Below are 23,582 nucleotides of genomic sequence, written 5' to 3'. Positions count from 1 at the left end.
AAGAAAACTTACCGACATGCTCTATGTGGATTAGTTGGGCGGGACAGTTCCGTATCAGATGTTACTTTATATTTGTAAGTTGTTAGAGTGCCATGATTTCGTTGGGTAGGTATGTCACTTTCGCCTTCGCCGCTCAAAAGGCGAGGAGTAATTAACTGGCATTATGATGCGATTCAGGATCCGACCATCCAGATCAGGGCAACCCGCTCCCACATTCGACCGCGTTCTACAGTTGGAACGCAGTTAAGTGTGAGAGCTGGTTTGCCTGCGAAAGCTATGTAGCAGGCGACAGACTTATGCCTGGCTGAACTGGGACGCGAGTTCGCGTAGCAGCACCTCGGCATCCAGTACCTTGCCGACCACTTCCTCAGCCTTTTCCCGGCTCAAGCCCAAACGTTCGATCAGGGCGTCGGGTATCGCCTCATCCGGCCCGGAACCAATTCCACGACTGCGCAGCAAACGTACCGCCAAGCACACCAGGTTGGGATATTCAGCATATTGCCCGTCATAGGTCGGGTCGTGCTGAAAGCGCAGGGCGGTGGACAGTTCGTCCGGCATGTCCCAGTAGCGCATCAGCCAGGCGCCGATTTGCTCGCGGCTGATGCCCAGCAGGTGCTGCTCGACATAGCTGTGGCACAGGTGCGGGTTGACCTCCAGGTGGCGACAGATCAGCGAGAAGTGCGGCGGGAACACATGGGCCAGCAGCAAGTAACCGAAGTTATGCAGCAGGCCGGCCAGGTAGGTCAGGCCAGCTTCCGGGCGCTGGGCGCGGGGCATGGCGCGGGTCAGGCCTTCGATCACAGCAGCGGTATAGATCGACTGGTGCCAGTACGGCGTGGACTGGTGCGGGTGGTCCTTGGGCAGGCTCAGGGTTTTGCCCAGGGCCAGGCCCAGCGCCAGGTTGATCACCAGGTCAAAGCCCAGCACGCGCACGATGGCGTCCTCCACTGAGCGAATCTTGCCCGGCGAGGCGTAGTACGGCGACGCTGCCCAGCTCACCACTTGGGCGGCGAGGGCTGGGTCGGTTTCGACGACGCTGGTGATGTCATCGATGGTGGCGTTGGGGTCGACGCGCAGCTTGATGATTTTCTGCGCGGTGTCGGCCAGCGGCGGAATCTCGATGGTCGCTTCCAGACGCTGCTGGATTCGGCGGGCGGTGAACGCCTGCATCGCCTGGGTGATTTCCTCGCGGTCATCGTTCGGGCGATCGAGGTTGGGGCGGATGTTGCTCAGCGGTTCGCCGAAGTGCCCGGCGCTGGCCTTGGTGAGCATGGTCTTGAAATCGATGCTGGCGATTTCCAGCAGCAGCCCGGCTTCGCCGGAATGCACCAACAGGCTGGGTTCGCTGAGCAGGCTGCCTTCATACAGGCACGGCGAGCTGGTCAGTACCGGCAGGCCGGGCAACAGGCTCAAGTCGTGCTTGGCCAGCATGCGCTCGATGCGGTCCGGCGACACGGCCGTGAGGCGGCGGCCGGTGAGTTCAGCCAGGCGGTTGAGGTCGAGTAACTGGCTTTGCGGGAACAGCACCATGAGTGCGCCCACGGCATCTTCCAGCAGTACTGCCTGGACTTTTTGTGCGGGATTCAGGCCGGCGTGTTCGGTCACTTCCGTGTAGGGGATGGCGAGTTTTGCGAGCAGAGCCCGAATGACCGGCGGGGCGGTCAGTGGGGCTGTGGCGAGGGCAACTTCTGACATGGCCTGATCCAATTTCGTACAGTCACCGAAGTATAACCAGCTTGATACAACTGTTGGTTGGATAAGTGAGTCAGGCGTCACACTTGGCCGTATTGCTGCCCATGCCTGAGCCAGCGATCCAGCAAAGGGCTGACATGTTCCGGCCAACGCTCCAGCAGCGCTTGCGCCGCATCACGCACAGCGGGCAGCAAGTCGGCATCGCGCATCAGGTCGGCGACCTTGAATTGCAGCAGGCCGGTCTGGCGAGTACCAAGCATTTCGCCGGGCCCGCGCAGTTCGAGGTCTTTTTCGGCGATGACAAAACCGTCGTTGGTCTCGCGCATGATGCCCAAGCGCTGACGGCCGATCTGGGACAGCGGCGGGTGGTACAGCAGCACGCAGTGGCTGGCGGCGCTGCCCCGGCCGACACGGCCGCGCAGTTGGTGCAGTTGGGCCAGGCCCAGGCGCTCGGGGTTTTCGATGATCATCAAACTGGCGTTGGGCACGTCCACGCCGACTTCAATCACCGTGGTGGCTACCAGCAGTTGCAGGTTGCCAGCTTTGAACTCGGCCATCACCGCGGCTTTTTCCACAGGCTTCATGCGCCCGTGGATCAGCCCGACCTTCAGCTCGCCCAGGGCACTGGTGAGGTCCTCAAACGTGGTCTCGGCGGCCTGGCAGGTCAGCTCTTCGGATTCTTCGATCAGCGTGCACACCCAATACGCCTGACGGCCTTCGGCGCAGGCGCCGCGCACGCGTTCGATGACCTCGACGCGGCGCGTGTCGGTGACCAGCACGGTATTGACCGGCGTTCGGCCGGGCGGCAGCTCATCGAGGATCGACGTGTCGAGGTCGGCGTAGGCGCTCATCGCCAAGGTGCGCGGGATTGGTGTGGCGGTCATGATCAACTGGTGCGGGTTCATGCGCCCGCCCACGCCTTTCTGGCGCAAGGCCAGGCGCTGTTGCACACCGAAGCGGTGCTGTTCGTCGATGATCACCAAGGCGAGGTTCTTGAACTGCACTTCGTCCTGGAACAATGCGTGAGTGCCCACCACCATCGGTGCGCCACCGGCAATCTGCTCCAGCGCCGCTGCGCGGGTCTTGCCCTTGAGCTTGCCGGCCAGCCACGCCACTTCCAGGCCCAGCGGTTCGAGCCAGCGCTTGAAGGTGATGAAGTGCTGTTCGGCGAGAATTTCGGTGGGCGCCATCAGCGCCACTTGGTAACCGGCTTCCAACGCCTGCAAGGCGGCGAGGGCGGCCACCACGGTTTTACCTGCGCCCACATCGCCCTGGATCAGCCGCAGCATGGGTTCGTGCTGGCTGAGGTCGTAGGCGATTTCATTGCCCACGCGTTGCTGGGCCCCCGTTGGCGCAAAGCCGAGGTTGGCCAGGTATTGCGCAGGTAGTCGCGTGGCCTTGGGCATCGCCGGCGCGCGCAGGGAGCGCATACTTTCGCGCAGGCGCTGCTGGGACAGTTGGTGCGTCAGCAGCTCTTCAAAGGCCAGGCGATGCTGGGCCCAGTGATGGCCCAGTGCGAGTTCGTCGACGTCGGCGTCGGCGGGTGGGTTATGCAGGTAGCGAATCGCATCGTCCAACGGCGCCAGTTGGTAGTCGCGCGCCAGCTCCAGAGGCAACCAGTCGGGCAAGCTTTTGGGGCCGAGCATCGTCAGCGTTTGCATGCACAGCTGGCGCAGGCGTTGTTGGGTCAGGCCTTCGGTCAGCGGGTAGATCGGCGTGAGAGTGGTATCGACCGGAGGCGGCTCGTCGCCGGTGATTGCGCGGTACTCCGGGTGGTAGATTTCCAGGCCGGATGCACCGGGGCGGGCTTCGCCGTAGCAACGCACGCGGGTGCCACGCTTGAGGCCTTCCTTTTGCGCGTTGCTGAAATGGTAGAAACGCAGGCTCAGGCCGCCGGTGCCGTCCTGCAGGCGCACGACTAAACTGCGGCGCTTGCCCATCACCACATCGGCGCCGCTGACGGTGCCTTCGACCACAGCATCCTGCCCAGGGCGCAAGTGGCCGATGGGCACCACACGCGTGCGGTCCTGGTAGCGCAGGGGCAGGTGGAACAGCACGTCCTGGAGGTTCTCCAGGCCGACCTTGGCCAGCTTTTCGGCCATGGCGTCACCGACACCTTTGAGTGCGGTGACCGACACCTGCGACAGCTCTGTCATACCGTTAATCAGCTCGCAGCATTCGGCTTGGCCACCGAGCACAGACGGACCGAGTCGGCCAGGATCTCAATGGCTTTCGGGCGCGGGAAGCTCGCGCGCCAGGCAATCGCCACAGTACGGAACGGCACCGGCGGCGTGAGTGGGCGCACTTCGATCACGCCGGGGGCGTAGTGATGGCTGTCCACTGCCGACAGCGGCAGGATCGAAATACCCAGGCCGGAAGCGACCATATGGCGAATGGTTTCCAGGGAACTGGATTCCACGGTGGTATGTTTGGCGCCGTCGTTGCCCTTGGTCAGGGTCGGGCAGGCTTCCAGTACCTGATCGCGGAAGCAGTGACCTTCGCCCAGCAGCAGCAAGCTCTTGTCGTTGAGCAGGCCGGCGTCGATGGTGTCCTTTTGCGTCCACGGGTGGGAGGCCGGCATCAACACGTAGAACGGTTCGTCGTAGAGCGGCAGGGTCAGCACGTCTGCTTCGTTGAACGGCAGGGCGATGATGATCGCGTCCAACTCGCCATTGCGCAGTTTGTCGCGCAGTACATGGGTGAAGTTTTCTTCGATATACAGCGGCATCTGCGGCGCAACGCGGTGCAGTTGCGGAATCAGGTGCGGGAACAGGTACGGGCCGACGGTGTAGATGGCGCCGACTTTGAGCGGTGCAGTCAGCTGGTTCTTGCCGGCCTGGGCCAGCTCGCGGATGCTTTGGGCTTGCTCCAGTACCTTTTGGGCCTGGGCGACGATGCCTTCGCCCACCGGCGTGAGGCGCACGGCGCTCTTGCTGCGCTCAAAAATCAGCACACCGAGTTCGTCTTCAAGCTTCTTCACACCCACCGACAGCGTCGGTTGGCTGACATGGCAACGCTCGGCCGCGTGGCCGAAGTGCTGCTCTTGGGCGAGGGTCACGATGTAGCGTAATTCTGTAAGAGTCATAGCGGGCGTCCATGAGGTTGCGGGCCAAGCATACCGGCTGCAATCGATAGACGCACGTTATCAGAACTTTGATGGGGATTGAGCGGGGAATGTTGAGGATTTTGCTGAAGTGGTGAAACCAAATGTGGGAGCTGGCTGGTGTGGGAGCTCCCACACCAGCCGGCTACCGTTTGCCGCTTACCGGCGGCGCTTCTCAATGTTGTAAACAAATGGCGCGACGATTTCGACGCTGCCGCCTTTCAACATATCGGCCGGTGGTTTGGGCAGTGGCTGGGCTCGACGGATCATGTCCAGGGTCGCACGGTCCAGATCGGCGTTGCCGGAGCGGCCCACCAACTCGTAGGACAGCACGTTGCCTTCGGCATCGACCACAAAGCGCAGGCGGTTCAAGCCTTCCTTGCCTCGCTGTTGGGCACCTGGCGGATACTTCTTGTACTTCTGCAAGTGCGCCAGCAGGGCGCCTTCCCAGGACGCTTTGGCTGCGACCTGTTGTGGCGACGGGCCCGGAACCGGCTGGGCAGACTTTTCAGCTGGCGCATTGTTTTGTGGCGATTCGCTCGGCGGTTCTTCGGAAGGTTTTTCCTTGGGCGGCTCGGGCTTCTTTTCCACCGGCTTGGGCGGCTGCGGCTTCGGTTTTGGCTTGACCGGCTTGGGCACCTGGATCGTTGGTTTAGGTGCCTCAGCCAGTTTTGGCAGGGGCAGCTCTTCCACGGGGGCAGGCGGCTGCGGCGGTGTGACAACCTTGGGTGGAGCCGGCGGCGGCGGTGCAGGCATCGGCGCGAGGTCGATGACCATCGCCGCCGGTGGCAGTGTTACCGGATGCGGCGCGGACCACTGGAGCGCGATGATGATCGCGACGGCATGCACGCCCAGCACGACGGCGAGGCTGGTGCCATAACGCGTCAGTTTGTGGCGCGTCGTGATCATTTCTTGGCTGCCGTCTCAAGTCCGACCAGGCCTACCTTGAGGTAGCCGGCTGCCCGCAGGGCATCCATCACACTCATCAGGTCGCCGTAGTCCACGCCTTTGTCGGCCTGGAAGAAGATCGTCGTGTCTTTCTTGCCTTGGGTCTTGGCGTCGAGCACCGGGCCCAGGGTTTCAGCTTTGACTTCTTCTTCGCCCAGGAACAGGCGTTGGTCCGCCTTGACGCTGAGGAAAATCGGCTTCTCCGGCCGCGGCGCAGGCTTGGCGCTGGACGCGGGCAGGTCGACCTTGATATCCACGGTCGCCAGCGGCGCGGCCACCATGAAGATGATCAGCAGCACGAGCATTACGTCGATAAACGGCGTGACGTTGATCTCGTGGTTCTCGACGAGTTCGTCGTCGCCTTGATTCAAATGCAGGCCCATGGCCGATTACCCCACTTTCACCATGTGCGGTTGCGAGCTGCGCTCGGTAGGCAGGTGATCGAGGTCGCGGCTGACCAGCAGCAGGACTTCTGCCGACGCGTCCGATACCTGGGCCTTGTAGCCGGCAATCGAACGGGCGAAGACGTTGTAGATCACCACCGCAGGGATTGCTGCAACCAGGCCCAGCGCGGTTGCCAGCAGGGCTTCGGCGATGCCGGGGGCGACGACGGCGAGGTTGGTGGTCTGGGTTTTTGCGATGCCGATGAAGCTGTTCATGATGCCCCACACGGTGCCGAACAGGCCGACAAACGGTGCGGTGGAACCGATGGTGGCCAGCACGCCGGTGCCGCTGCTCATGTTACGGCCGCATGCTGCAACCAGGCGTTCGAGACGGAAGCTGACGCGTTCCTTGATGCCTTCTTTTTCGCGGGTATTGACCGACAGACGCATTTCTTCCAGAGCGTCGTGTACCAGCAGGTTGGCCAGGGTGCCCTTCTTGGTCGCGCTCTCGCTGGCTTCCTTGAGGGTGGTGGCTTTTTTCAGGTGGACGATCTCAGCGCGCAGACGGCGCTTGGCGCCCAGCAGCTCGAAGCCCTTGGCGATCCAGATGGTCCAGGTGATGATCGAGGCGATGGCCAGGCCGATCATCACGGCTTTTACCACGACGTCAGCGTTCTGGTACATGCCCCACGGCGACAGGTCATGGGCCATGCCCAGGCTGTTGTCTTCTTCCAACACTACACCGGTTTCGTCGGCAGGTGCGACGTCGCCTGCAGCCTGGGCCGGGTCTGTGGCAACCGGGGCGGCAACAGGAGCAGCTGGCGTAGCGCCGGTGTGCTCGGCAGCAGCCGGTGCGGCTGGGGCGGTGGCATCAGCGAAGGCAGCGGTCGGTGCCAGCAGTACGCTGAACAGCAGCGCAGCAATCGCACGCCAGGCGCGGGATGGGCTGTGAAGCTTGGTTGGCGAAGCGGGGTTTGTATTACGTGTCATGCTGGCCGGACCTGAGAGGAAAAATTGAGTGATCGTCCTGCCAGACCCTTGAGGGTCGAGGACAAATGGGCCGTTATTATTGCAAGTAATTCTTGTTAACAGAAGTAATACAGTAACTTTATTTGTGCTTTTTCTGGCCGCTCGTCATCTGCGAGGGCTAATCTAGACCTTTAAGAACGGAGTTTTATGATGTCTGCGCCTTCTGTTGTGATTGCCGGTTGCGGCGATGTGGGGAGCCGGCTGGCTAGCCAATTGCTCGGCGCGAATTGGGAGGTTCATGGCCTGCGCCGTGATGTTTCAAAGCTCCCCGATGGCGTGATCGGCATTGCCGGCGACCTGTTCAAAAAGGATTGTCCTGAGACCTGGCCGATCGGCGCAGTGGATTACCTGGTGTATTGCGCGGCCGCCACCGACCACGATGAGGCCGGGTATCGCGCGGCATACGTGCAAGGGTTGCAGCATGTGTTGGAGTGGCTGAGTGACTACGGCCAGGCGCCCAGGCACCTGCTGTTTGTTTCCAGCAGCAGCGTGTATGGCCAGCAGAATGGTGAGTGGGTCGACGAAACATCTGATACCAGGGCGACGGGCTATTCCGGCCAGGTCATGCTGGAGGCCGAGCAGGTCGCGCTCAACAGTGGGATCCCAGCGAGTATCGTGCGCTTGACCGGGATTTACGGCCCGGGCCGCGAATGGCTGCTGACCCAGGTACGCCAGGGCTATCGCGTGGCGATCGATCCGCCGTTGTATGGCAACCGGATTCACGCGGATGATGCGGCAGGTTTGCTGGCCTTTTTGCTGCGTCATGTAGAGCAGGGTGGCTCGCTGGAAAAAATCTACATCGGGGTCGACGATGCCCCAGCGCCATTGGCGGAGGTGGTGGGCTGGTTGCGCGAGTACCTGGGCGTGACGGAGTGGGCGGATGACGCCAGTGTAAGGCGTGCCGGCAGCAAACAATGCAGCAACGCCCGGGCTAAGGCGTTGGGCTGGGTGCCGACCTACCCGACTTATCGCGAAGGGTATGCGGCGATTCTCAAGGGCTGAAACGCAGTCAAAAAATGTGGGAGCTGGCTTGCCTGCGATAGCGAAGTATCAGTCGACCTCTATCTCGACTGAGCCACCGTCATCGCAGGCAAGCCAGCTCCCACATTTGCTTCAGGGTGATGCTGGTTATTTCTTCTCAAGCAGCCATTGGCGCGGGCCGGGCGTGAACTGCGGCACCTCGTCGGCCAGCGCGGTGTTGATCGCTTGGAATATCGCCAACTGCTTGCCTTTGCGCGTGAAGATCCAGGGGTTGCCCTGGCCGTTCAATTGCAGCCAGATGCTGTCGTAGCCGCCGCTCATAGAGGCGCAGTCGCCCGCCAGACACAGCGAGTAGCGGTCGACGCCTGGCAGGCCGGCGACCTTTCCGTCGGCCTGGAACTGCACTGTGGAACCGTCGCCGTTGCCGTCGGTAATCTTCCAGTCGCCGCCCATATAGGCTGCATACAGTGCCCGTTCGAAGTTGGCACCCAGTGGCGCACCTTCCGGGGCGGGATCCTTGGCACGGGCGAACAGTTGCTCGGGCTCGTTATCGTTGGCCACTTGCAGCAGTTGTTTGCCTTTGCGCTTGAGTTCGGTGGCGGAGCTGCCGTAGAACTCGACGTTCCAGGCGCCGGATTTATCCCCGAGCAACTTGCCTTCGGCGACTTCAAAGCCGTTGTAGTAGCGCGCCTGCAAAGCCTTGGTATTGACCTCCCATTCGAGGTTCGGGCCAAAACTCTGCAGCGCTTCGCGCAAAGGGCCGCCCTTGGCTGCCGCGTTGATGGCGGCCTGGTTGATCCAGGTGCCACTCACATCCAGGTCGGCGGGGTTGCTGGCGCAGCCGCCGAGCAACAGGGCGAGCAACGAAGTGGCTACAAGCGCTTTGCGCATCATGAAATCCTTCTGAAACGAAGTCGGCGCAGCCTGTTGAGGCTGCGCCGGGTGTTTTACTCGATGACCAGAATCGCGTCCATCTCAACCTGTGCGCCCTTTGGCAGCGCAGCAACGCCGATGGCAGCGCGGGCTGGGTACGGCTGTTCGAAGTACTTGCCCATGATCTCGTTGACCTTGGCGAAGTGGCTCAGGTCGGTGAGGAAGATGTTCAGCTTGACGATGTCCTTGAACGAACCGCCGGCGGCTTCGGCTACGGATTTCAGGTTTTCGAAGACTTGTACGGTTTGTGCTTCGAAGCCTTCAACCAGTTCCATGGTCTTTGGGTCCAGCGGAATCTGGCCGGACATGTAGACGGTGTTGCCCGCCTTGATCGCCTGGGAGTAAGTGCCGATGGCGGCCGGGGCTTTGTCGCTGGTGATAACAGTCTTGGTCATGAGTTGCTCCTTGTAAGAGAGGGGCTATGCACGCATACGGGTGATGCGGATCACTCCGGTCAGGGCGCGCAGTTTCTTGATCACGCGGGCCAGGTGCACGCGGTCGTGCACGCTGACCACCAGCTGGACCACGCTGATGCGACCATCGCGTTCATCCATGCTGATTTTTTCGATATTGCCGTCGGCCGCGTTGACGCTGCTGGCAAGCAGTGCGATCAGGCCGCGCTGATGCTCCAGCTCCACACGCAGCTCGACGTTGAATTCGCCGGTGACATCCTTGGCCCAAGAGAGCTGGATGCATTTCTCCGGGTTGTGGCGGATTTCGGTGATATTGCGGCAGTTGTCCAGGTGCACCACCATGCCTTTGCCCGCCGACAAGTGGCCGACAATCGGGTCGCCCGGGATCGGCGTACAGCATTTTGCGTAGCTGAGCACCAAGCCTTCGGTGCCGCGAATCGCCAGCGGACCTTCCGGGCTTGGCAATTGTTCGCCTTCGCCGAGCAGGCGACGAGCGACTACATAGGCCATGCGGTTGCCCAGGCCGATATCTTCCAGCAGGTCTTCGATGGTTTCCTGGCGATACTCGTGGAGCATCGCTTGTACGCGCTCTGTCGGAATTTTGTCCAGGGCACTGTCGAAACCGTTGAGGACCTTGTTCAACAGGCGTTCGCCGAGGCTGATGGATTCGGAGCGGCGTTGCAACTTCAGGGCGTGGCGGATGTGTGTCCGCGCTTTACCGGTGACCACGAAGTTGAGCCAGGCCGGGTTCGGGCGCGCGCCGGGAGCACTGACGATCTCGACCGTGGAGCCGCTTTGCAGCGGTTCGGACAGCGGCGCGAGGCGACGGTTGATCCGGCAGGCAATGCAGCTGTTACCGACGTCGGTGTGCACCGCGTAGGCAAAGTCGACCGCCGTGGAGCCTTTGGGCAGCTCCATGATTCGGCCTTTGGGCGTGAACACGTAGACCTCGTCCGGGAACAGGTCGATCTTCACGCTTTCGATGAATTCCAGGGAGTTGCCGGCACGTTGTTGCATTTCCAGCACGCCTTTGACCCACTGGCGAGCACGGGCGTGGGTGCCTTTTGGCTGTTCGTCACCGCTGGATTTGTATAGCCAGTGGGCGGCGATGCCGTTGTTGGCCATCTCTTCCATTTCTCGCGTGCGGATCTGGATCTCGATCGGCACCCCGTGCATACCGAACAGCGTGGTATGCAGCGACTGATAGCCGTTGGCCTTGGGAATGGCGATGTAGTCCTTGAAGCGCCCCGGCAGGGGTTTGTACAAATTATGTACAGCACCCAGCACGCGGTAGCAGGTGTCTACCTTGTCGACGATGATCCGGAACGCGTACACGTCCATGATCTCGTTAAAGGCCCGGCGCTTGCCGCGCATCTTCTTGTAGATGCCGTAGATGTGCTTCTGCCGGCCGCTGACTTCGCCTTCAATCTCGTCGATCGCCAGGCAGTGGCTCAGCGACTCTTCGATCTTGTTGACGATTTCCTTGCGGTTGCCCCGTGCGCGCTTGACCGCCTGGTAGATGCGCGCCGAGCGCATCGGGTGCATGGCCTTGAAGCCGAGGTCTTCGAATTCGATACGAATGGCATGCATGCCCAGCCGATTGGCGATGGGGGCGTAGATTTCCAGGGTTTCCTTGGCGATGCGCCGGCGTTTTTCGCCGGACAGCACTTCCAGCGTGCGCATGTTGTGTAGCCGGTCGGCCAGCTTGACCAGAATCACACGGATATCCCGCGCCATGGCCATGGCCATTTTCTGGAAGTTTTCTGCCTGGGCTTCAGCCTTGGTCTCGAAGTTCATCTGGGTCAGTTTGCTGACCCCGTCGACCAGTTCGGCCACGGTTTCACCAAATTGCGCGCTAAGCGCTTCCTTGGCGATGCCGGTGTCTTCGATCACGTCATGCAGCATCGCGGCCATCAGGCTCTGATGGTCCATGTGCATGTCGGCAAGAATATTTGCCACCGCAAGAGGATGGGTGACATACGCCTCGCCGCTTCGGCGGCGCTGGCCGTCGTGGGCTTGTTCGGCGTAGAAATACGCTCGGCGGACCAGGTTGACCTGGTCTGGGCCGAGGTAGGCCGATAAGCGATCGGCGAGGGCGTCTATGCTCGGCAAAGTATGAACTCCTGCCGTTGGCTGTGACCCCGCGCCGTGCTACGTCGACCAGGCATAGGCTTAGACGGCCTCGTTGGACTCGTCCTCGAACGCTGCAAACAGCGGTTCGTCTTCAACGATTTCAGCGTTGGCGATGAACTCGTAGCTCATAAGGCCTTCAGCGATTTCACGCAGGGCTACAACGGTAGGCTTGTCGTTTTCCCACTGGACCAGGGGCTCTTTGCCGCCGGTGGCCAGTTGACGGGCACGCTTGGTAGAGAGCATGACCAGCTCAAAGCGGTTATCCACGTGTTCTAGGCAGTCTTCAACGGTTACGCGGGCCATGGTATTCCTCGGAGCGAATGCAAGATGCGCGCTGCCCGGTTGGGCGAGCGGACTAAACAGTTTAAAAAATCACCAGCGTTTAGGGAAGCGCTGATTTTCCCCGCGCCCTCGCAAAACCGCTACAAGTGCCAATGTAAAGCCCTTGCAGCGGTTTTGGGAAGCGCCAATCAACCAAGCAGTTCAGCGAGTAATTTGCCAAAACGCTGCTGTTGGCGCTTTTGCTGGAGCTGATTGGTGCGAAAAATCGCCTTCAAGTCATCCAGTGCGTGGGCAAAATCGTCATTAATGATCAGGTAGTCGTAGTCGACGTAGTGGCTCATTTCGCTGACGGCTTCGCGCATGCGGCCTTCGATGATCTCGTCGCTGTCCTGGCCGCGGTTGGTCAGGCGCTGGTGCAACGCTTCCAAAGACGGCGGCAGGATGAAGATGGAACGCGCCTTGGGCATCAGTTGGCGCACTTGTTCGGCGCCCTGCCAGTCGATCTCCAGGATCAGGTCGTGGCCTTCGTCCAGCGTCTGCTGCAGGTGGCTTTGCGAGGTGCCATAGAGGTTGCCGAACACTTCCGCGCGCTCCAGAAAGTCGCCGTGTTCGATCATCTTGACGAACTCGGTGCGCTCGACGAAGTGATAGTGCACGCCGTTCACTTCACCTGGGCGCATGGCGCGGGTGGTGTGCGAGACCGAAATGCGGATTTGCTCGTCGGCGTCGGTCAAGGCTTTGACCAGGCTGCTCTTGCCCGCGCCCGATGGCGCAGAAATGATGTAAAGGGTGCCGGTGCTGTGGGTCATGGAAGTTGCCTTACTCAATATTCTGTACTTGTTCGCGCATCTGCTCGATCAACACTTTGAGGTTGACCGCAGCCGTGGTGCTGCGCGGATCAAACGCCTTGGAACCCAGTGTATTGGCTTCGCGGTTGAGTTCCTGCATCAGGAAGTCCAGGCGCCGACCGGCGGCACCCGCTGATTTGAGTACGCGGCGCACTTCGAGGATGTGGGTGCTCAGGCGGTCGAGTTCTTCGGCTACGTCGCTCTTTTGCGCCAGCAGCACCATTTCCTGCTCCAGGCGCACCGGGTCGAGGTCGGCCTTCATGTCGGTGAAGCGGTCCAGAACCTTCTGGCGCTGGGTGGCGAGCATCTGCGGCACCAGCTCACGCAGGGTGACCACGTCTTCTTCGATCGAAGTCAGGCGCTCATTGATCAGGCGGGCCAGTTCGGCGCCTTCGCGCTCGCGGCCGGCCTTGAGTTCCTTCAAGCCCTGGGTGAACAGGGCGAGGGCTTCGGCATTGAGGGCTTGCGGGTCGGTGGCGTCGGCCACCAGTACGCCGGGCCAGGCCAGCACTTCCAACGGGTTCAGCGCGGCCGGTTGCTTGATCAGGCTGGCGATGGTTTCGGCGGCGGCTACCAGTTGCGCGGCGCGATCGCGGTCGACCTGCAGCGGCTTGCCGGTGGTTTCTTCGGTAAAACGCAGGGTGCATTCCAGCTTGCCCCGCGAGATACCCTGGCGCAACGCTTCACGCACGGCGCCTTCGAGGTCGCGGAAGGATTCCGGCAGGCGCAGGTGCGGCTCCAGGTAGCGGCTGTTGACCGAGCGCAGTTCCCAGCTCAGGGTGCCCTGGGCGCCGGCTTTTTCGACGCGGGCGAAGGCGGTCATGCTGTGCACCATGGAAGTACCTCGCGATGCAGACCCGCAAATGCGGGCTGATGGGTAAATTTTGAAGCCGACAGGCTGCGAAGGCGCAGGATTGTAGCGCAGTGGGGCGAGCGCGCCCAAACAATGGGCGCCGACCAGGCCATTCGTAACCGAATTTTTTAGAAGTGCCCCGAAACGGTTCGCGGCTCTATAATGCTCGGCAGTTTTTCGTCCTTCGTACAGGTATCCCCTATGAAACGTCCAAGTGGTCGCGCTGCCGATCAGCTCCGCTCGATCCGCATTACCCGCAACTACACCAAACACGCCGAGGGATCTGTACTGGTCGAGTTTGGCGATACCAAAGTGATCTGCACCGTCAGCGTCGAAAACGGCGTGCCGCGCTTCCTTAAAGGCCAAGGTCAGGGTTGGTTGACTGCCGAGTACGGCATGCTGCCGCGCGCTACCGGCGAGCGTAACCAGCGTGAAGCCAGCCGTGGCAAGCAAGGCGGTCGCACCCTGGAAATCCAGCGCCTTATCGGCCGCTCGCTGCGCGCAGCCCTGGACATGTCCAAGCTGGGCGACGTGACCCTGTACGTCGACTGCGACGTGATCCAGGCTGACGGCGGCACCCGCACCGCCTCCATCACTGGCGCCATGGTGGCCCTGGTAGATGCGCTTAAAGTGATCAAGAAGCGCGGCGGCCTCAAAGGCGGCGACCCGCTCAAGCAGATGATCGCCGCTGTGTCGGTTGGCATGTATCAGGGCGAGCCTGTGCTGGACCTGGACTACCTGGAAGATTCGGCCGCCGAGACCGACCTGAACGTAGTGATGACCAGCACCGGTGGTTTCATCGAAGTGCAGGGCACCGCCGAAGGCGCGCCATTCCAGCCAGCCGACCTGAACGCCATGCTCGCCCTGGCCCAGAAAGGCATGACCGAAATCTTCGAACTGCAGAACGCCGCACTGGCCGACTGAGCCTGCCTCAAGGAGAAGCGCCATGAATGACAGCCAAATGCCCGTACCTACGCCTTCCTACGAAGTGCGCCAGGGAGCCATGTTGTGTCATCTCGCGGCGTTTCTGGGGTTTGTGTTCCCTTTCGGCAGTGTCGTGGGGCCGCTGATCCTGTGGCAGATGAAGAAGGAAGTGGACCCGTTCATTGATGATCAGGGCAAGGAAGCCCTGAACTTCCAGATCACCGTAGCCATCGCCTGGATGGCGTGCATTGTGCTGGCCTTCGCGGTGATCGGGTTTTTCCTGATGTTTGCCCTGGCAATCGCCACGGTGGTGCTGACGATCATCGGTAGCATCAAGGCCAACAAGGGGATTGCCTATCGCTACCCCTTGACCTGGCGAGTGGTCAAATAATGAGCAGGCACAAAAAAACCGACAGCGATGTCGGTTTTTTTGTGCCCGGAAAAAGACCTTAGATGGTCAGCGTCCAGTCGTAGTCCACGATCAGCGGCGCGTGCTGCGAAAAACGCGGCTGACGCGGCAGACGTGCGCTGCGAACGAACCGGCGCAGACCTGGGGTCAGCAACTGGTAGTCAAAACGCCAGCCCAGGTTGAGCATCTCAGCCTGTTCGTTATCCGGCCACCAGCTGTACTGGTCGCCTTCACGGCTGACTTCGCGCAGGGCATCCACATAGCCCATGTTGCCGACAATCTCGTCCATCCAGGCCCGTTCCGGCGCCAGGAAACCCGGTGATTGCTGGCTGTCACGCCAGTTCTTGATATCCAGCTTCTGTTGCGCCACGTACAGCGAGCCACAGTAAATGTACTCGCGACGTTTGCGTCGCTGTTTATCCAGATAACGGGCGAAATCGTCCATTAGCTTGAACTTCTGGTTCAAGTCTTCATCGCCGTTCTGCCCCGAAGGGAGCAGCAAGGTCGCGATGCTGACCTTGTCGAAATCGGCTTGCAGGTAGCGCCCGTAGCGGTCGGCTGTCTCGAAGCCGAGGCCGCTGATGACCGCCTTGGGTTGCAACCGTGAGTACAGAGCCACGCCACCTTGGGCAGGGACTTCGGCATCACAGGCATAAAGGAAGTAGCCATCCAGTTGGAAGGCTGGGTCGTCCAGTTCAAAGGCGGAGGCGCGGGTGTCCTGCAGGCAGATGACGTCGGCATTCTGTGCTTGCAGCCAACTGAGCAAACCACGCTCGACTGCAGCCTGAATACCATTGACGTTCACACTGATGATCCGCATAAATGGCCCCAAAAATCGCGTGCGTGTATGATACACGCCGTCTACCTAATTAGCTAAATCCGTGGTATCTGAGGCTTTTTTCATGCAGGCGTATCAACGCGATTTCATTCGTTTTGCCATCGATCGCGGCGTTTTACGCTTCGGTGAGTTCACTTTGAAGTCCGGGCGCACCAGCCCTTACTTCTTCAATGCAGGCCTGTTCAACTCGGGTTCGGCCCTGGCTCAGCTGGGTCGTTTCTATGCGGCAGCCATCGTCGATAGCGGTATTTCCTTCGACGTGTTGTTCGGGCCAGCCTACAAGGGCATCCCTCTGGCGGCCGCTACGGCCGTGGCCCTGGCTGAACATCATGAGCGGGATTTGCCATGGTGCTTCAACCGCAAAGAGGCCAAGGCTCATGGTGAAGGCGGCAGCCTGGTCGGTGCGCCACTCAAGGGCGACGTGCTGATCATCGACGATGTGATCACCGCCGGCACCGCCATCCGTGAAGTGATGCAGATCATCGCGTCCCAGGAAGGTGCCAAGGCCGCCGGCGTGCTGATCGCGCTGAACCGCCAGGAGCGCGGCAACGGTGAGTTGTCGGCAATCCAGGAAGTGGAGCGTGATTTCGGTATTCCGGTGGTGAGCATTGTTTCGTTGAACCAAGTGCTGCAATACCTGGAAGATGACGCGCAGCTCAAGCAGCATTTGCCTGCAGTGCGTGCGTACCGTGAGCAGTTCGGCGTCTGACACCGAACCCCTGTGGGAGCGGGCTTGCCCGCGATAGCGGTATGTCAGGCGGTGCAGTTCTTGAATGTGCCGCCGTCATCGCAGGCAAGCCAGCTCCCACATTGGAACTGTGAAAACAAAAAAGGCCCCGCTCAATTGGATTGAGCGGGGCCTTTTGGTTTTTGGCGTTTAAGGCCGCTTGCGGTTACTGATCAGCGTACCCACACCCGTATCGGTGAAGATTTCCAGCAGGATCGCATTCGGCACGCGGCCATCCAGGATCAGCGAACTGCCCACGCCGCCTTGCACGGCTTCCAGCGCGCAACGGATCTTCGGCAGCATGCCGCCGTAGATGGTGCCATCGGCAATCAGCTCGTCCACTTGTTGAGTGGTCAAACCGGTCAATACCTTGCCTTCCTTGTCCATCAGCCCGGCGATGTTGGTCAGCAGCATCAGCTTCTCGGCTTTCAGTGCTTCAGCCACTTTACCGGCGACCAGATCGGCGTTGATGTTGTAGGACTCACCGTTGGCGCCCACGCCGATGGGCGCGATCACCGGGATGAAGTCGCCCTTGACCAACAGGTTCAGCAAGTCGGTGTTGATGCCGATTACTTCGCCTACCTGGCCGATGTCGATGATTTCCGGCTGGGTCATTTCCGGCGTCTGGCGGGTCACCGTCAGCTTTTTCGCGCGGATCAGTTCCGCGTCCTTGCCGGTCAGGCCGATGGCACTGCCGCCATGGCGGTTGATCAGGTTAACGATGTCCTTGTTGACCTGGCCGCCAAGGACCATCTCCACCACGTCCATGGTCTGCGCGTCGGTGACGCGCATGCCATCGATGAAGTGACTCTCGATCGACAAGCGCTTGAGCAGGTCGCCGATTTGCGGGCCGCCACCATGGACGACCACCGGGTTGATCCCCACGGCTTTCATCAACACGATGTCGCGGGCAAAACCGGTTTTCAGCTCGTCGCTTTCCATGGCATTGCCGCCGTACTTGATCACCAGCGTCTTGCCGACGTAGCGTCGAATGTAAGGCAACGCTTCGGACAGGACCTTGGCAGTGTTGGCAGCGGCTTCGCGTTCGAGGGTCATTCAGGGCTCCGGTAAAAAAATCAGAACGGTAATTGGAGATCAGGGGCAACACGTTTCAACTGGGCGTGGAACACGTCCTTGATGCGCTGCAACTCAGCCTCGGTATCCGCCTCGAAACGCAGGACCAGCACCGGTGTGGTGTTGGACGCGCGAACCAGGCCCCAGCCTTTGGCGTAATCGACTCGCACACCATCAATGGTGGTCAGGTTGGCGCCTTCGCCCCATTGCGCATCGTGCAGTGCGTCAATGATGCTGAATTTGCTCTCCTCGGTCACATGTATATTGATCTCTGGCGTAGAAATATCGTTCGGGAAGGTCTGAAACAGCTCTTGCGCCGTGGATTTTTCCTTGCTGAGGATCTCCAGCAGACGGGCGGCGCTGTAAATGCCGTCGTCGAAACCGAACCAGCGCTCTTTGAAGAACACGTGGCCGCTCATTTCACCGGCCAACAGTGCGCCGGTTTCCTTCATTTTCTTTTTGATCAACGAATGACCGGTCTTCCACATTAGCGGGCGACCGCCATATTCCTTGATCAACGGCGTGAGGCGGCGGGTGCACTTCACGTCGAAGATGATTTCGGCGTTGGCATTGCGCGCCACCACGTCACGGGCAAACAGCATCAGCAGGCGGTCGGCGAACACGTTTTCGCCGGTGTTGGTCACCACGCCAACACGGTCGCCGTCACCGTCGAACGCCAGGCCCACGTCGGCGCCGGTTTCCTTGACCTTGGCGATCAAGTCCACCAGGTTTTCAGGCTTGCCTGGGTCCGGGTGATGGTTGGGGAAGTTGCCGTCGACGTCGCAGAACAGCGGGATCACTTCACAGTTGAGGGCTTCGAGCAGTTGCGGAGCGATCACGCCAGCCGCGCCGTTGCCGCAGTCCACCACCACTTTCAGGCGGCGCGCGAGTTTGACGTCGCCGGTGATCTGGTCAGAGTAGCGCTGCAGAATGTCGACTTTGGTGACACTGCCTTTGCCGCTGGTCAGGTCGTTGGTCTTGAGGCGGTCGTGCAGGGCCTGGATCTGTTCGTTGGCCAGGGTGTCACCGGCAATCACGATCTTGAAGCCGTTGTAGTCCGAGGGATTATGGCTGCCGGTGAGCATCACCCCGGACTTACCGGCCAGTACGTTGGCCGCGTAGTACAGCGCTGGTGTCGGCACCAGGCCGACGTCGCTGACGTGGCAACCGCTGTCAGCGAGGCCCTGGATCAGTTGTTCCACCAGCTCCGGGCCGGACAAGCGGCCATCACGGCCTACCGAGACATTAGGTTCGCCCTGGGCCAGGCTCTGGGCTCCGATGGCGCGGCCGATCCAGTAGGCGGTTTCGGCGGTCAGGGTCTTGGGCACCACGCCACGAATGTCGTAGGCGCGGAAGATGCTGTCGGGGAATGTCGGGGCTACTCGGGCTGCGGTACTCATCGCGGGGGTGAACTCCATCTGAAGGGGGCAAGGCTGGCCTTAAAGTGGCTGACCGGCAGGCTCAAACTGAAGGGTATGACGGTGTTTTCGGCAGAGAGTTCGTGGTGCAAAAATGCCATCGGCGTGCTGAGGCACTTTGGGAAAACGCGTAATGCATTGATTTCATTGTGGAAATTTCGCTGAATAAATCCGCACATTCTTCATCCTGAATAGCCATGCGGTGGCGTCTTGCCGGACAACTGCATCCGGCAAGGTTCAGCTTAGTCAGTGGCTGCCGGAATGCCCAAAACCACCTGCGCCGCGCTGAGTTTCGTCGAACTCCTGCACCAGTTCGAAGTGTGCCTGTACCACCGGTACCAGCACCAACTGGGCGATGCGCTCGCCGACAGCGATGTTGAACGCGGTGTTGCCACGGTTCCAGCACGACACCATCAATTCGCCCTGATAGTCCGAATCGATCAGGCCTACGAGGTTGCCCAGCACGATGCCATGTTTGTGGCCCAGGCCGGAGCGCGGCAGGATCAATGCCGCCAGGCCTGGGTCGCCGACGTAGATCGACAGGCCGGTAGGAATCAGGATTGTCTGGCCTGGCTCAAGGACGGTGTCTTCCTTGAGCATGGCGCGCAGGTCCAGGCCGGCGGAGCCCGGAGTGGCATAGGCCGGCAGAGGAAATTCGTTGCCGATGCGGGGGTCGAGGATCTTGGCTTGCAAAGCGTGCATGTAAATTAAACCTGGTTCAGCCGTTGGGCGATAAATGAGATCAGTTGGCGGGCAATCTTGCCCTTGCTGGTCTGGGCGAAAAGGGTGGCGTGCAGCTCGCGGTCGATCACGCTGCAGGCGTTTTCCTCGCTGTTGAAGCCGATGCTCGGGTTGGCGACATCATTGGCAACGATCAGGTCGAGGTTTTTGTCTTTCAATTTGCGTGCGGCGTAGTCCAGCAAGTGCTCGGTTTCGGCGGCGAAACCGACACTGAACGGGCGGTCCGGGCGCGTGGCGATGGTGGCCAGGATGTCCGGGTTGCGCACCATTTGCAGGAGCAGGCCGTCGCCGCTTGTAGGGTCTTTCTTAAGCTTTTGCGGGGCGACAACTTCCGGGCGGTAGTCTGCAACCGCTGCCGAGGCGATAAACAGGTCGCAGGGAATGGCCGCTTCACAGGCCGCCAGCATGTCCCGGGCGCTGACTACGTCGATTCGCGTAACGCGATCAGGGGTTGGCAAGTGCACCGGGCCGGTGATCAGGGTGACGCGTGCGCCTGCCTCGACCGCGGCTTCCGCCAAGGCAAAGCCCATTTTTCCTGAGCTATGGTTGGTGATGTAACGCACCGGGTCGATGTTTTCCTGGGTCGGGCCGGCGGTAATCAGCACATGTTTGCCCGTGAGAGCCAGGTGCTGAAAGCACTCGGCGGCACACAGCGCGAGGTCAGTAGCCTCAAGCATGCGGCCCATGCCCACGTCGCCACAGGCTTGGCTGCCGGAAGCCGGGCCAAACACTTTAAGGCCGCGGCTTTGCAGGAGCTGGGTGTTGGCCTGGGTGGCCGGGTCGCGCCACATGGCCTGGTTCATGGCCGGTGCGATGGCGACGGTGGCGTCGGTGGCCAGTACCAGAGTGGTCAGCAGGTCATCGGCAATGCCTTGGGCCAGGCGGGCGATCAGGTCGGCGGTGGCCGGGGCGATCAACACCAGGTCGGCCCATTTTGCCAGCTCGATGTGGCCCATGGCAGCTTCGGCCGCCGGGTCCAAAAGGTCCAGGTGAACCGGGTGCCCAGACAAGGCCTGCATGGTCAGCGGGGTGATGAACTCACTGCCACCACGGGTCATGACCACGCGCACTTCGGCGCCCTGGTCCAGGAGCCTGCGAACCAGTTCTGCGCTCTTGTAGGCGGCAATGCCGCCGCCGACGCCGAGAACGATGCGTTTCCGATACAGACGCTGCATTGGTTTGCCTTTCCAGTTCAGTGATGCCAGTTCAGTGACGCCTGCGATGCCCCCTCCCCAGGGGAAATCACATGCAAAAAAGAGGGCTTAAGATAACACAGCGACCGTCAGGCAACAGCGGCGCACGTGCAGAGGGAGGCGGGATGAGTATTCGCGATTGGCCTGTGGCGGAACGCCCACGGGAGAAGCTTTTGGAATGGGGCGCGGCGAGTCTGTCGGATGCCGAGTTGTTGGCGATCTTCCTGCGTACCGGGGTTTCCGGCAGAAGCGCAGTCGACCTGGCGCGCCATCTATTGGCGCAATTCGGTGGCCTGCGCCCGTTGTTGGAGGCCAGCCAGACGCTGTTCAGCCAGCACTTGGGGCTGGGGCCGGCGAAATTTGCCCAGTTGCAGGCGGTGCTGGAAATGTCTCGGCGGCATATGGCCGAACGCTTGCGTGCCGACTCGGTGCTGGAAAGCCCGCTGGCCGTACGTGAGTACCTCAAGGCCTTGCTGCGCCACGAGCCCCACGAAATATTCGGCTGCCTGTTTCTTGACTCAAAGCACCGGGTGCTGGGCTTTGAGGCGCTATTTGAGGGCACCATCGACGCGGCCATCGTTTATCCGCGACAAGTGGTCAAGCGCGCGCTCGCTTACAACGCGGCGGCTCTTATCCTGTGCCACAACCATCCGTCCGGGAGCGTCGAGCCAAGTGCGGCTGATCGAAAATTAACCAAAATATTGCAAAAGGCCTTGGAGTCGGTAGATGTGCGGGTGCTCGACCACATCATCGTGGGAGATGGCGACCCGCTGTCGATGGCGGAATACGGCTGGTTGTAGGATGGGAGCAGCTGCAAGGTTGAAGCTGCAAGCCACAAGCGGCTTGCAGCTTGCAGCTTAGGGCTTGACGCTGACCTTGGAGAAATCCTGGCGCCCAAACGGGCTCACCTGGTAGCCGTCAACATTCTTGCGCGTCAGGGCGAATGCGGTGGGGTGTGCCAATGGCAGCCACAATGCCTGCTGCTGAATCTGAGCCTGGGCCTGTTGGTACAACTTGCTGCGCACGCCTTGTTCACTGGTGGTCTTGCCGGCGCTGATCAGCTTGTCCAGGGCCGGGTCGCAGTAGCGGGCGAAGTTGGTGCCGGATTTTACCGCTGCGCACGAGAACTGCGGGGTGAGGAAGTTATCCGGGTCGCCGTTGTCGCCGGCCCAGCCCATGAACAGCAGGTCATGTTCGCCGGCTTTGGCGCGGCGGATCAGTTCGCCCCATTCGATTACGCGAATCTCGGCCTGGATGCCGACTTTGGCCAGGTCCGCTTGCAGCAACTGGGCACCGAGGTTGGGGTTGGGGTTCAGCAGGCTGCCAGTGGGGCGAGTCCAGATTGTGGTCTTGAAGCCGTTCTTGAGTCCGGCGCGCTCCAGCAGCGTCTTGGCCTTGGCGATGTTCTGTGGATAACCTGGCAAGTCCTTGGCGTAACTCCAGGTATTGGGTGGGTAAATGCCATTGGCTGCTTCGGCGGTGCCTTCAAATACGGCCTTGAGGTAGCTGTCTTTGTCGAAGGCCAGGTTGATTGCCTGGCGCACTTCGGGCTTGTCCAGTGGCGGGTGCTGGCTGTTGATCGCGACGAATGCGGTCATGAAGGCCGGGGTTTTTTCTACTTTGAGTGCAGGATCTTTCTCGGCTTCACTCACATCCAGTGGCTTGGGCGACAGGGCGATCTGGCATTCATCGCGATGCAGCTTTTGCAGGCGCACGTTGGCATCCGGGGTGATGGCGAAGATCAAGTTATCCACAGCCGGTTTGCCAGCAAAGTAATCCGGGTTGGCTTTATAGCGGACCACGGCATCCTTCTGGAACCGTACAAACACGAACGGGCCGGTGCCGATTGGCTGGCTGTTGAGTTTTTCCGGGGTGCCGGCCTTGAGCAGTTTGTCGGCGTATTCGGCCGGGTAGATCGAGGCAAAACCCATGCTCAAGGCGGCGAGGAAGGTGGAGTCGGCGTGATCCAGGGTGAAGCGTACGGTTAATGGGTCGAGAGCATCGATCTTCTTGACCAATGCGGGTAGTTGCAGCGACTGCGCATGGGGGAAGCCGCTCTGGGCGATCTTGTGCCATGGGTTGGCCGGGTCGAGCATGCGTTCAAAGCTGAAGCGTACGTCTTCGGCAGTCAGGGTGCGGCTTGGATTGAAGTACTCGGTGCGGTGGAACTTCACGTTCGGGTGCAGTTTGAAGGTGTAGGTCAGACCATCGGGCGACACTTGCCAGCTGTCCGCCAGGCTCGGCACCAGCTTGCCGGCCGTGGCGTCGTAGTCCACCAGGCGGTTCATCAGCACGTCGGCCGAGGCGTTGGTGGTGGTCAGCGAGTTGTACTGCACCACATCGAACCCTTCGGGGCTGGCCTCGGTGCAAACGCTCAGATTGGTGGCGGCAGAGGCCAGCGGCGCGATAAATAGAGGGGCGAGCAATAGCGGTAGGGCAGCGAGGCGCATATTCGGTTTCCTTTGCAGATCGAAGGCCCATCTGCGAGTGCAGTCTGGAAAAAGCCTACCGTAGTGGTCTGATTGATAAATGACTAGCCCATTTTTGCCTGTGCTTTTGGCGCAAATGCTGTTTTGATGGCGCCTCAGCGCGTTTCGCCTTGTACTTTTGTGTGCGGGCGAGCGCGGTAAATCATTCTGTGCGACGAGTGGTCGGCTGTT

At 60.7% G+C, this 23,582-nt stretch carries 22 protein-coding genes and 1 pseudogene; 5 read left to right on the top strand and 18 right to left on the bottom strand.

Translation table 11 applies throughout. The features are described 5' to 3' along the window. Window positions 1-294: 294 nt before the first annotated feature. From GIW48_RS02185 to exbB, 6 genes are all read right to left on the bottom strand, one after another. Window positions 295-1,695: an aminoacyl-tRNA deacylase and HDOD domain-containing protein gene (locus tag GIW48_RS02185; protein ID WP_017135839.1), complete on the bottom strand. Its 1,401-nt coding sequence runs from the start codon at window positions 1,693-1,695 to the stop codon at window positions 295-297. Window positions 1,696-1,772: 77 nt separating this feature from the next. Continuing rightward, window positions 1,773-3,848 carry an ATP-dependent DNA helicase RecG gene (recG, locus tag GIW48_RS02180; RefSeq protein WP_026013586.1) on the bottom strand — a complete coding sequence of 692 codons (2,076 nt, stop codon included), beginning with the start codon at window positions 3,846-3,848 and terminating at the stop codon, window positions 1,773-1,775. Window positions 3,849-3,856: 8 nt separating this feature from the next. Then, a complete protein-coding gene (locus tag GIW48_RS02175; protein WP_017135841.1) occupies window positions 3,857-4,777 on the bottom strand; it encodes a hydrogen peroxide-inducible genes activator in 921 nt (306 codons plus the stop codon). A 177-nt stretch (window positions 4,778-4,954) separates the two neighbouring features. Then, entirely contained in the window at window positions 4,955-5,704 is a 750-nt protein-coding gene (locus GIW48_RS02170; RefSeq protein WP_017135842.1) for an energy transducer TonB family protein, read from the bottom strand. Next, entirely contained in the window at window positions 5,701-6,126 is a 426-nt protein-coding gene (exbD, locus tag GIW48_RS02165; protein WP_003195519.1) for a TonB system transport protein ExbD, read from the bottom strand. The genes GIW48_RS02170 and exbD overlap by 4 nt, the downstream gene beginning before the upstream one ends. A gap of 6 nt (window positions 6,127-6,132) precedes the next feature. Further along, on the bottom strand, window positions 6,133-7,116 hold the full coding sequence (exbB, locus tag GIW48_RS02160) for a tonB-system energizer ExbB (RefSeq protein WP_017135843.1): 984 nt from the start codon (window positions 7,114-7,116) through the stop codon (window positions 6,133-6,135). A gap of 189 nt (window positions 7,117-7,305) precedes the next feature. Here exbB and GIW48_RS02155 point away from each other — a divergent pair, with 189 nt between their 5' ends. Beyond that, on the top strand, window positions 7,306-8,157 hold the full coding sequence (locus GIW48_RS02155; protein ID WP_017135844.1) for an SDR family oxidoreductase: 852 nt from the start codon (window positions 7,306-7,308) through the stop codon (window positions 8,155-8,157). A 126-nt stretch (window positions 8,158-8,283) separates the two neighbouring features. Here GIW48_RS02155 and GIW48_RS02150 read toward each other — a convergent pair whose 3' ends face one another. The 6 genes from GIW48_RS02150 to GIW48_RS02125 all read right to left on the bottom strand — a co-directional run bounded on the left by GIW48_RS02150 (window position 8,284) and on the right by GIW48_RS02125 (window position 13,580). Then, entirely contained in the window at window positions 8,284-9,027 is a 744-nt protein-coding gene (locus tag GIW48_RS02150; protein WP_017135845.1) for a hypothetical protein, read from the bottom strand. Between the two features lie 56 nt (window positions 9,028-9,083). After that, window positions 9,084-9,464 (bottom strand): RidA family protein, encoded by a 381-nt coding sequence (locus GIW48_RS02145; protein ID WP_003176922.1) that lies wholly within the window; start codon window positions 9,462-9,464, stop codon window positions 9,084-9,086. 24 nt (window positions 9,465-9,488) lie between these two features. Next, a complete protein-coding gene (gene spoT / locus GIW48_RS02140; RefSeq protein ID WP_016975931.1) occupies window positions 9,489-11,594 on the bottom strand; it encodes a bifunctional GTP diphosphokinase/guanosine-3',5'-bis pyrophosphate 3'-pyrophosphohydrolase in 2,106 nt (701 codons plus the stop codon). Window positions 11,595-11,654: 60 nt separating this feature from the next. Beyond that, complete coding sequence (rpoZ, locus tag GIW48_RS02135) at window positions 11,655-11,918, bottom strand: DNA-directed RNA polymerase subunit omega (protein WP_003176920.1); 264 nt, start codon at window positions 11,916-11,918, stop codon at window positions 11,655-11,657. Window positions 11,919-12,085: 167 nt separating this feature from the next. Then, entirely contained in the window at window positions 12,086-12,706 is a 621-nt protein-coding gene (gene gmk, locus GIW48_RS02130; RefSeq protein WP_010168203.1) for a guanylate kinase, read from the bottom strand. 10 nt (window positions 12,707-12,716) lie between these two features. After that, the gene (locus GIW48_RS02125) at window positions 12,717-13,580 is read right to left on the bottom strand and encodes a YicC/YloC family endoribonuclease (protein ID WP_017135846.1); all 864 of its coding nucleotides are present in this window, start codon (window positions 13,578-13,580) and stop codon (window positions 12,717-12,719) included. Between the two features lie 219 nt (window positions 13,581-13,799). Here GIW48_RS02125 and rph point away from each other — a divergent pair, with 219 nt between their 5' ends. Together rph and GIW48_RS02115 are read left to right on the top strand one after the other, a co-directional pair. Then, window positions 13,800-14,522, top strand: a complete 723-nt coding sequence (gene rph, locus GIW48_RS02120) for a ribonuclease PH (protein WP_003213280.1) — start codon at window positions 13,800-13,802, stop codon at window positions 14,520-14,522. Between the two features lie 22 nt (window positions 14,523-14,544). After that, window positions 14,545-14,913, top strand: a complete 369-nt coding sequence (locus GIW48_RS02115; RefSeq protein ID WP_017135847.1) for a DUF4870 domain-containing protein — start codon at window positions 14,545-14,547, stop codon at window positions 14,911-14,913. Between the two features lie 58 nt (window positions 14,914-14,971). Here the strand turns inward: GIW48_RS02115 and GIW48_RS02110 are convergent, their stop codons facing one another. Next, the gene (locus tag GIW48_RS02110) at window positions 14,972-15,751 is read right to left on the bottom strand and encodes an exodeoxyribonuclease III (RefSeq protein WP_003176915.1); all 780 of its coding nucleotides are present in this window, start codon (window positions 15,749-15,751) and stop codon (window positions 14,972-14,974) included. A gap of 82 nt (window positions 15,752-15,833) precedes the next feature. Here GIW48_RS02110 and pyrE point away from each other — a divergent pair, with 82 nt between their 5' ends. Further along, entirely contained in the window at window positions 15,834-16,478 is a 645-nt protein-coding gene (gene pyrE / locus GIW48_RS02105; RefSeq protein ID WP_236460713.1) for an orotate phosphoribosyltransferase, read from the top strand. Between the two features lie 168 nt (window positions 16,479-16,646). On the opposite strand, the gene argB is transcribed toward pyrE, so the two are convergent. From argB to coaBC, 4 genes and pseudogenes are all read right to left on the bottom strand, one after another. Next, complete coding sequence (gene argB / locus GIW48_RS02100; protein ID WP_015886532.1) at window positions 16,647-17,552, bottom strand: acetylglutamate kinase; 906 nt, start codon at window positions 17,550-17,552, stop codon at window positions 16,647-16,649. A gap of 20 nt (window positions 17,553-17,572) precedes the next feature. After that, window positions 17,573-18,994, bottom strand: a pseudogene (locus GIW48_RS02095) (phosphomannomutase/phosphoglucomutase); the annotation flags it as partial. A 240-nt stretch (window positions 18,995-19,234) separates the two neighbouring features. Next, window positions 19,235-19,690, bottom strand: a complete 456-nt coding sequence (gene dut / locus GIW48_RS02090; RefSeq protein ID WP_099550262.1) for a dUTP diphosphatase — start codon at window positions 19,688-19,690, stop codon at window positions 19,235-19,237. Between the two features lie 5 nt (window positions 19,691-19,695). Beyond that, window positions 19,696-20,904: a bifunctional phosphopantothenoylcysteine decarboxylase/phosphopantothenate--cysteine ligase CoaBC gene (gene coaBC / locus GIW48_RS02085; RefSeq protein WP_015886530.1), complete on the bottom strand. Its 1,209-nt coding sequence runs from the start codon at window positions 20,902-20,904 to the stop codon at window positions 19,696-19,698. Between the two features lie 143 nt (window positions 20,905-21,047). Between coaBC and radC the strand changes: the two genes are divergently transcribed. After that, window positions 21,048-21,722: a RadC family protein gene (gene radC, locus GIW48_RS02080; protein ID WP_017135851.1), complete on the top strand. Its 675-nt coding sequence runs from the start codon at window positions 21,048-21,050 to the stop codon at window positions 21,720-21,722. A gap of 57 nt (window positions 21,723-21,779) precedes the next feature. On the opposite strand, the gene GIW48_RS02075 is transcribed toward radC, so the two are convergent. Next, window positions 21,780-23,372: an ABC transporter substrate-binding protein gene (locus GIW48_RS02075; protein WP_017135852.1), complete on the bottom strand. Its 1,593-nt coding sequence runs from the start codon at window positions 23,370-23,372 to the stop codon at window positions 21,780-21,782. Between the last annotated feature and the right edge of the window lie 210 nt (window positions 23,373-23,582).

This window comes from Pseudomonas sp. PA-6-3C, assembly GCF_021605825.1.
Classification (GTDB): domain Bacteria; phylum Pseudomonadota; class Gammaproteobacteria; order Pseudomonadales; family Pseudomonadaceae; genus Aquipseudomonas; species Aquipseudomonas edaphica.
The sequence above is the reverse complement of the archived record's forward strand: the minus strand, read 5'-3'. Positions and strand labels throughout refer to the sequence as shown.

Coding starts and splice junctions, on each gene's coding strand:
- GIW48_RS02185 (WP_017135839.1), bottom strand. CDS start 1,695: ATGTCAGAAGTTGCCCTCGCCACAGCCCCACTGACCGCCCCGCCGGTC.
- recG (WP_026013586.1), bottom strand. CDS start 3,848: ATGACAGAGCTGTCGCAGGTGTCGGTCACCGCACTCAAAGGTGTCGGT.
- GIW48_RS02175 (WP_017135841.1), bottom strand. CDS start 4,777: ATGACTCTTACAGAATTACGCTACATCGTGACCCTCGCCCAAGAGCAG.
- GIW48_RS02170 (WP_017135842.1), bottom strand. CDS start 5,704: ATGATCACGACGCGCCACAAACTGACGCGTTATGGCACCAGCCTCGCC.
- exbD (WP_003195519.1), bottom strand. CDS start 6,126: ATGGGCCTGCATTTGAATCAAGGCGACGACGAACTCGTCGAGAACCAC.
- exbB (WP_017135843.1), bottom strand. CDS start 7,116: ATGACACGTAATACAAACCCCGCTTCGCCAACCAAGCTTCACAGCCCA.
- GIW48_RS02155 (WP_017135844.1), top strand. CDS start 7,306: ATGTCTGCGCCTTCTGTTGTGATTGCCGGTTGCGGCGATGTGGGGAGC.
- GIW48_RS02150 (WP_017135845.1), bottom strand. CDS start 9,027: ATGCGCAAAGCGCTTGTAGCCACTTCGTTGCTCGCCCTGTTGCTCGGC.
- GIW48_RS02145 (WP_003176922.1), bottom strand. CDS start 9,464: ATGACCAAGACTGTTATCACCAGCGACAAAGCCCCGGCCGCCATCGGC.
- rpoZ (WP_003176920.1), bottom strand. CDS start 11,918: ATGGCCCGCGTAACCGTTGAAGACTGCCTAGAACACGTGGATAACCGC.
- gmk (WP_010168203.1), bottom strand. CDS start 12,706: ATGACCCACAGCACCGGCACCCTTTACATCATTTCTGCGCCATCGGGC.
- GIW48_RS02125 (WP_017135846.1), bottom strand. CDS start 13,580: ATGGTGCACAGCATGACCGCCTTCGCCCGCGTCGAAAAAGCCGGCGCC.
- rph (WP_003213280.1), top strand. CDS start 13,800: ATGAAACGTCCAAGTGGTCGCGCTGCCGATCAGCTCCGCTCGATCCGC.
- GIW48_RS02115 (WP_017135847.1), top strand. CDS start 14,545: ATGAATGACAGCCAAATGCCCGTACCTACGCCTTCCTACGAAGTGCGC.
- GIW48_RS02110 (WP_003176915.1), bottom strand. CDS start 15,751: ATGCGGATCATCAGTGTGAACGTCAATGGTATTCAGGCTGCAGTCGAG.
- pyrE (WP_236460713.1), top strand. CDS start 15,834: ATGCAGGCGTATCAACGCGATTTCATTCGTTTTGCCATCGATCGCGGC.
- argB (WP_015886532.1), bottom strand. CDS start 17,552: ATGACCCTCGAACGCGAAGCCGCTGCCAACACTGCCAAGGTCCTGTCC.
- dut (WP_099550262.1), bottom strand. CDS start 19,690: ATGCACGCTTTGCAAGCCAAGATCCTCGACCCCCGCATCGGCAACGAA.
- coaBC (WP_015886530.1), bottom strand. CDS start 20,904: ATGCAGCGTCTGTATCGGAAACGCATCGTTCTCGGCGTCGGCGGCGGC.
- radC (WP_017135851.1), top strand. CDS start 21,048: ATGAGTATTCGCGATTGGCCTGTGGCGGAACGCCCACGGGAGAAGCTT.
- GIW48_RS02075 (WP_017135852.1), bottom strand. CDS start 23,372: ATGCGCCTCGCTGCCCTACCGCTATTGCTCGCCCCTCTATTTATCGCG.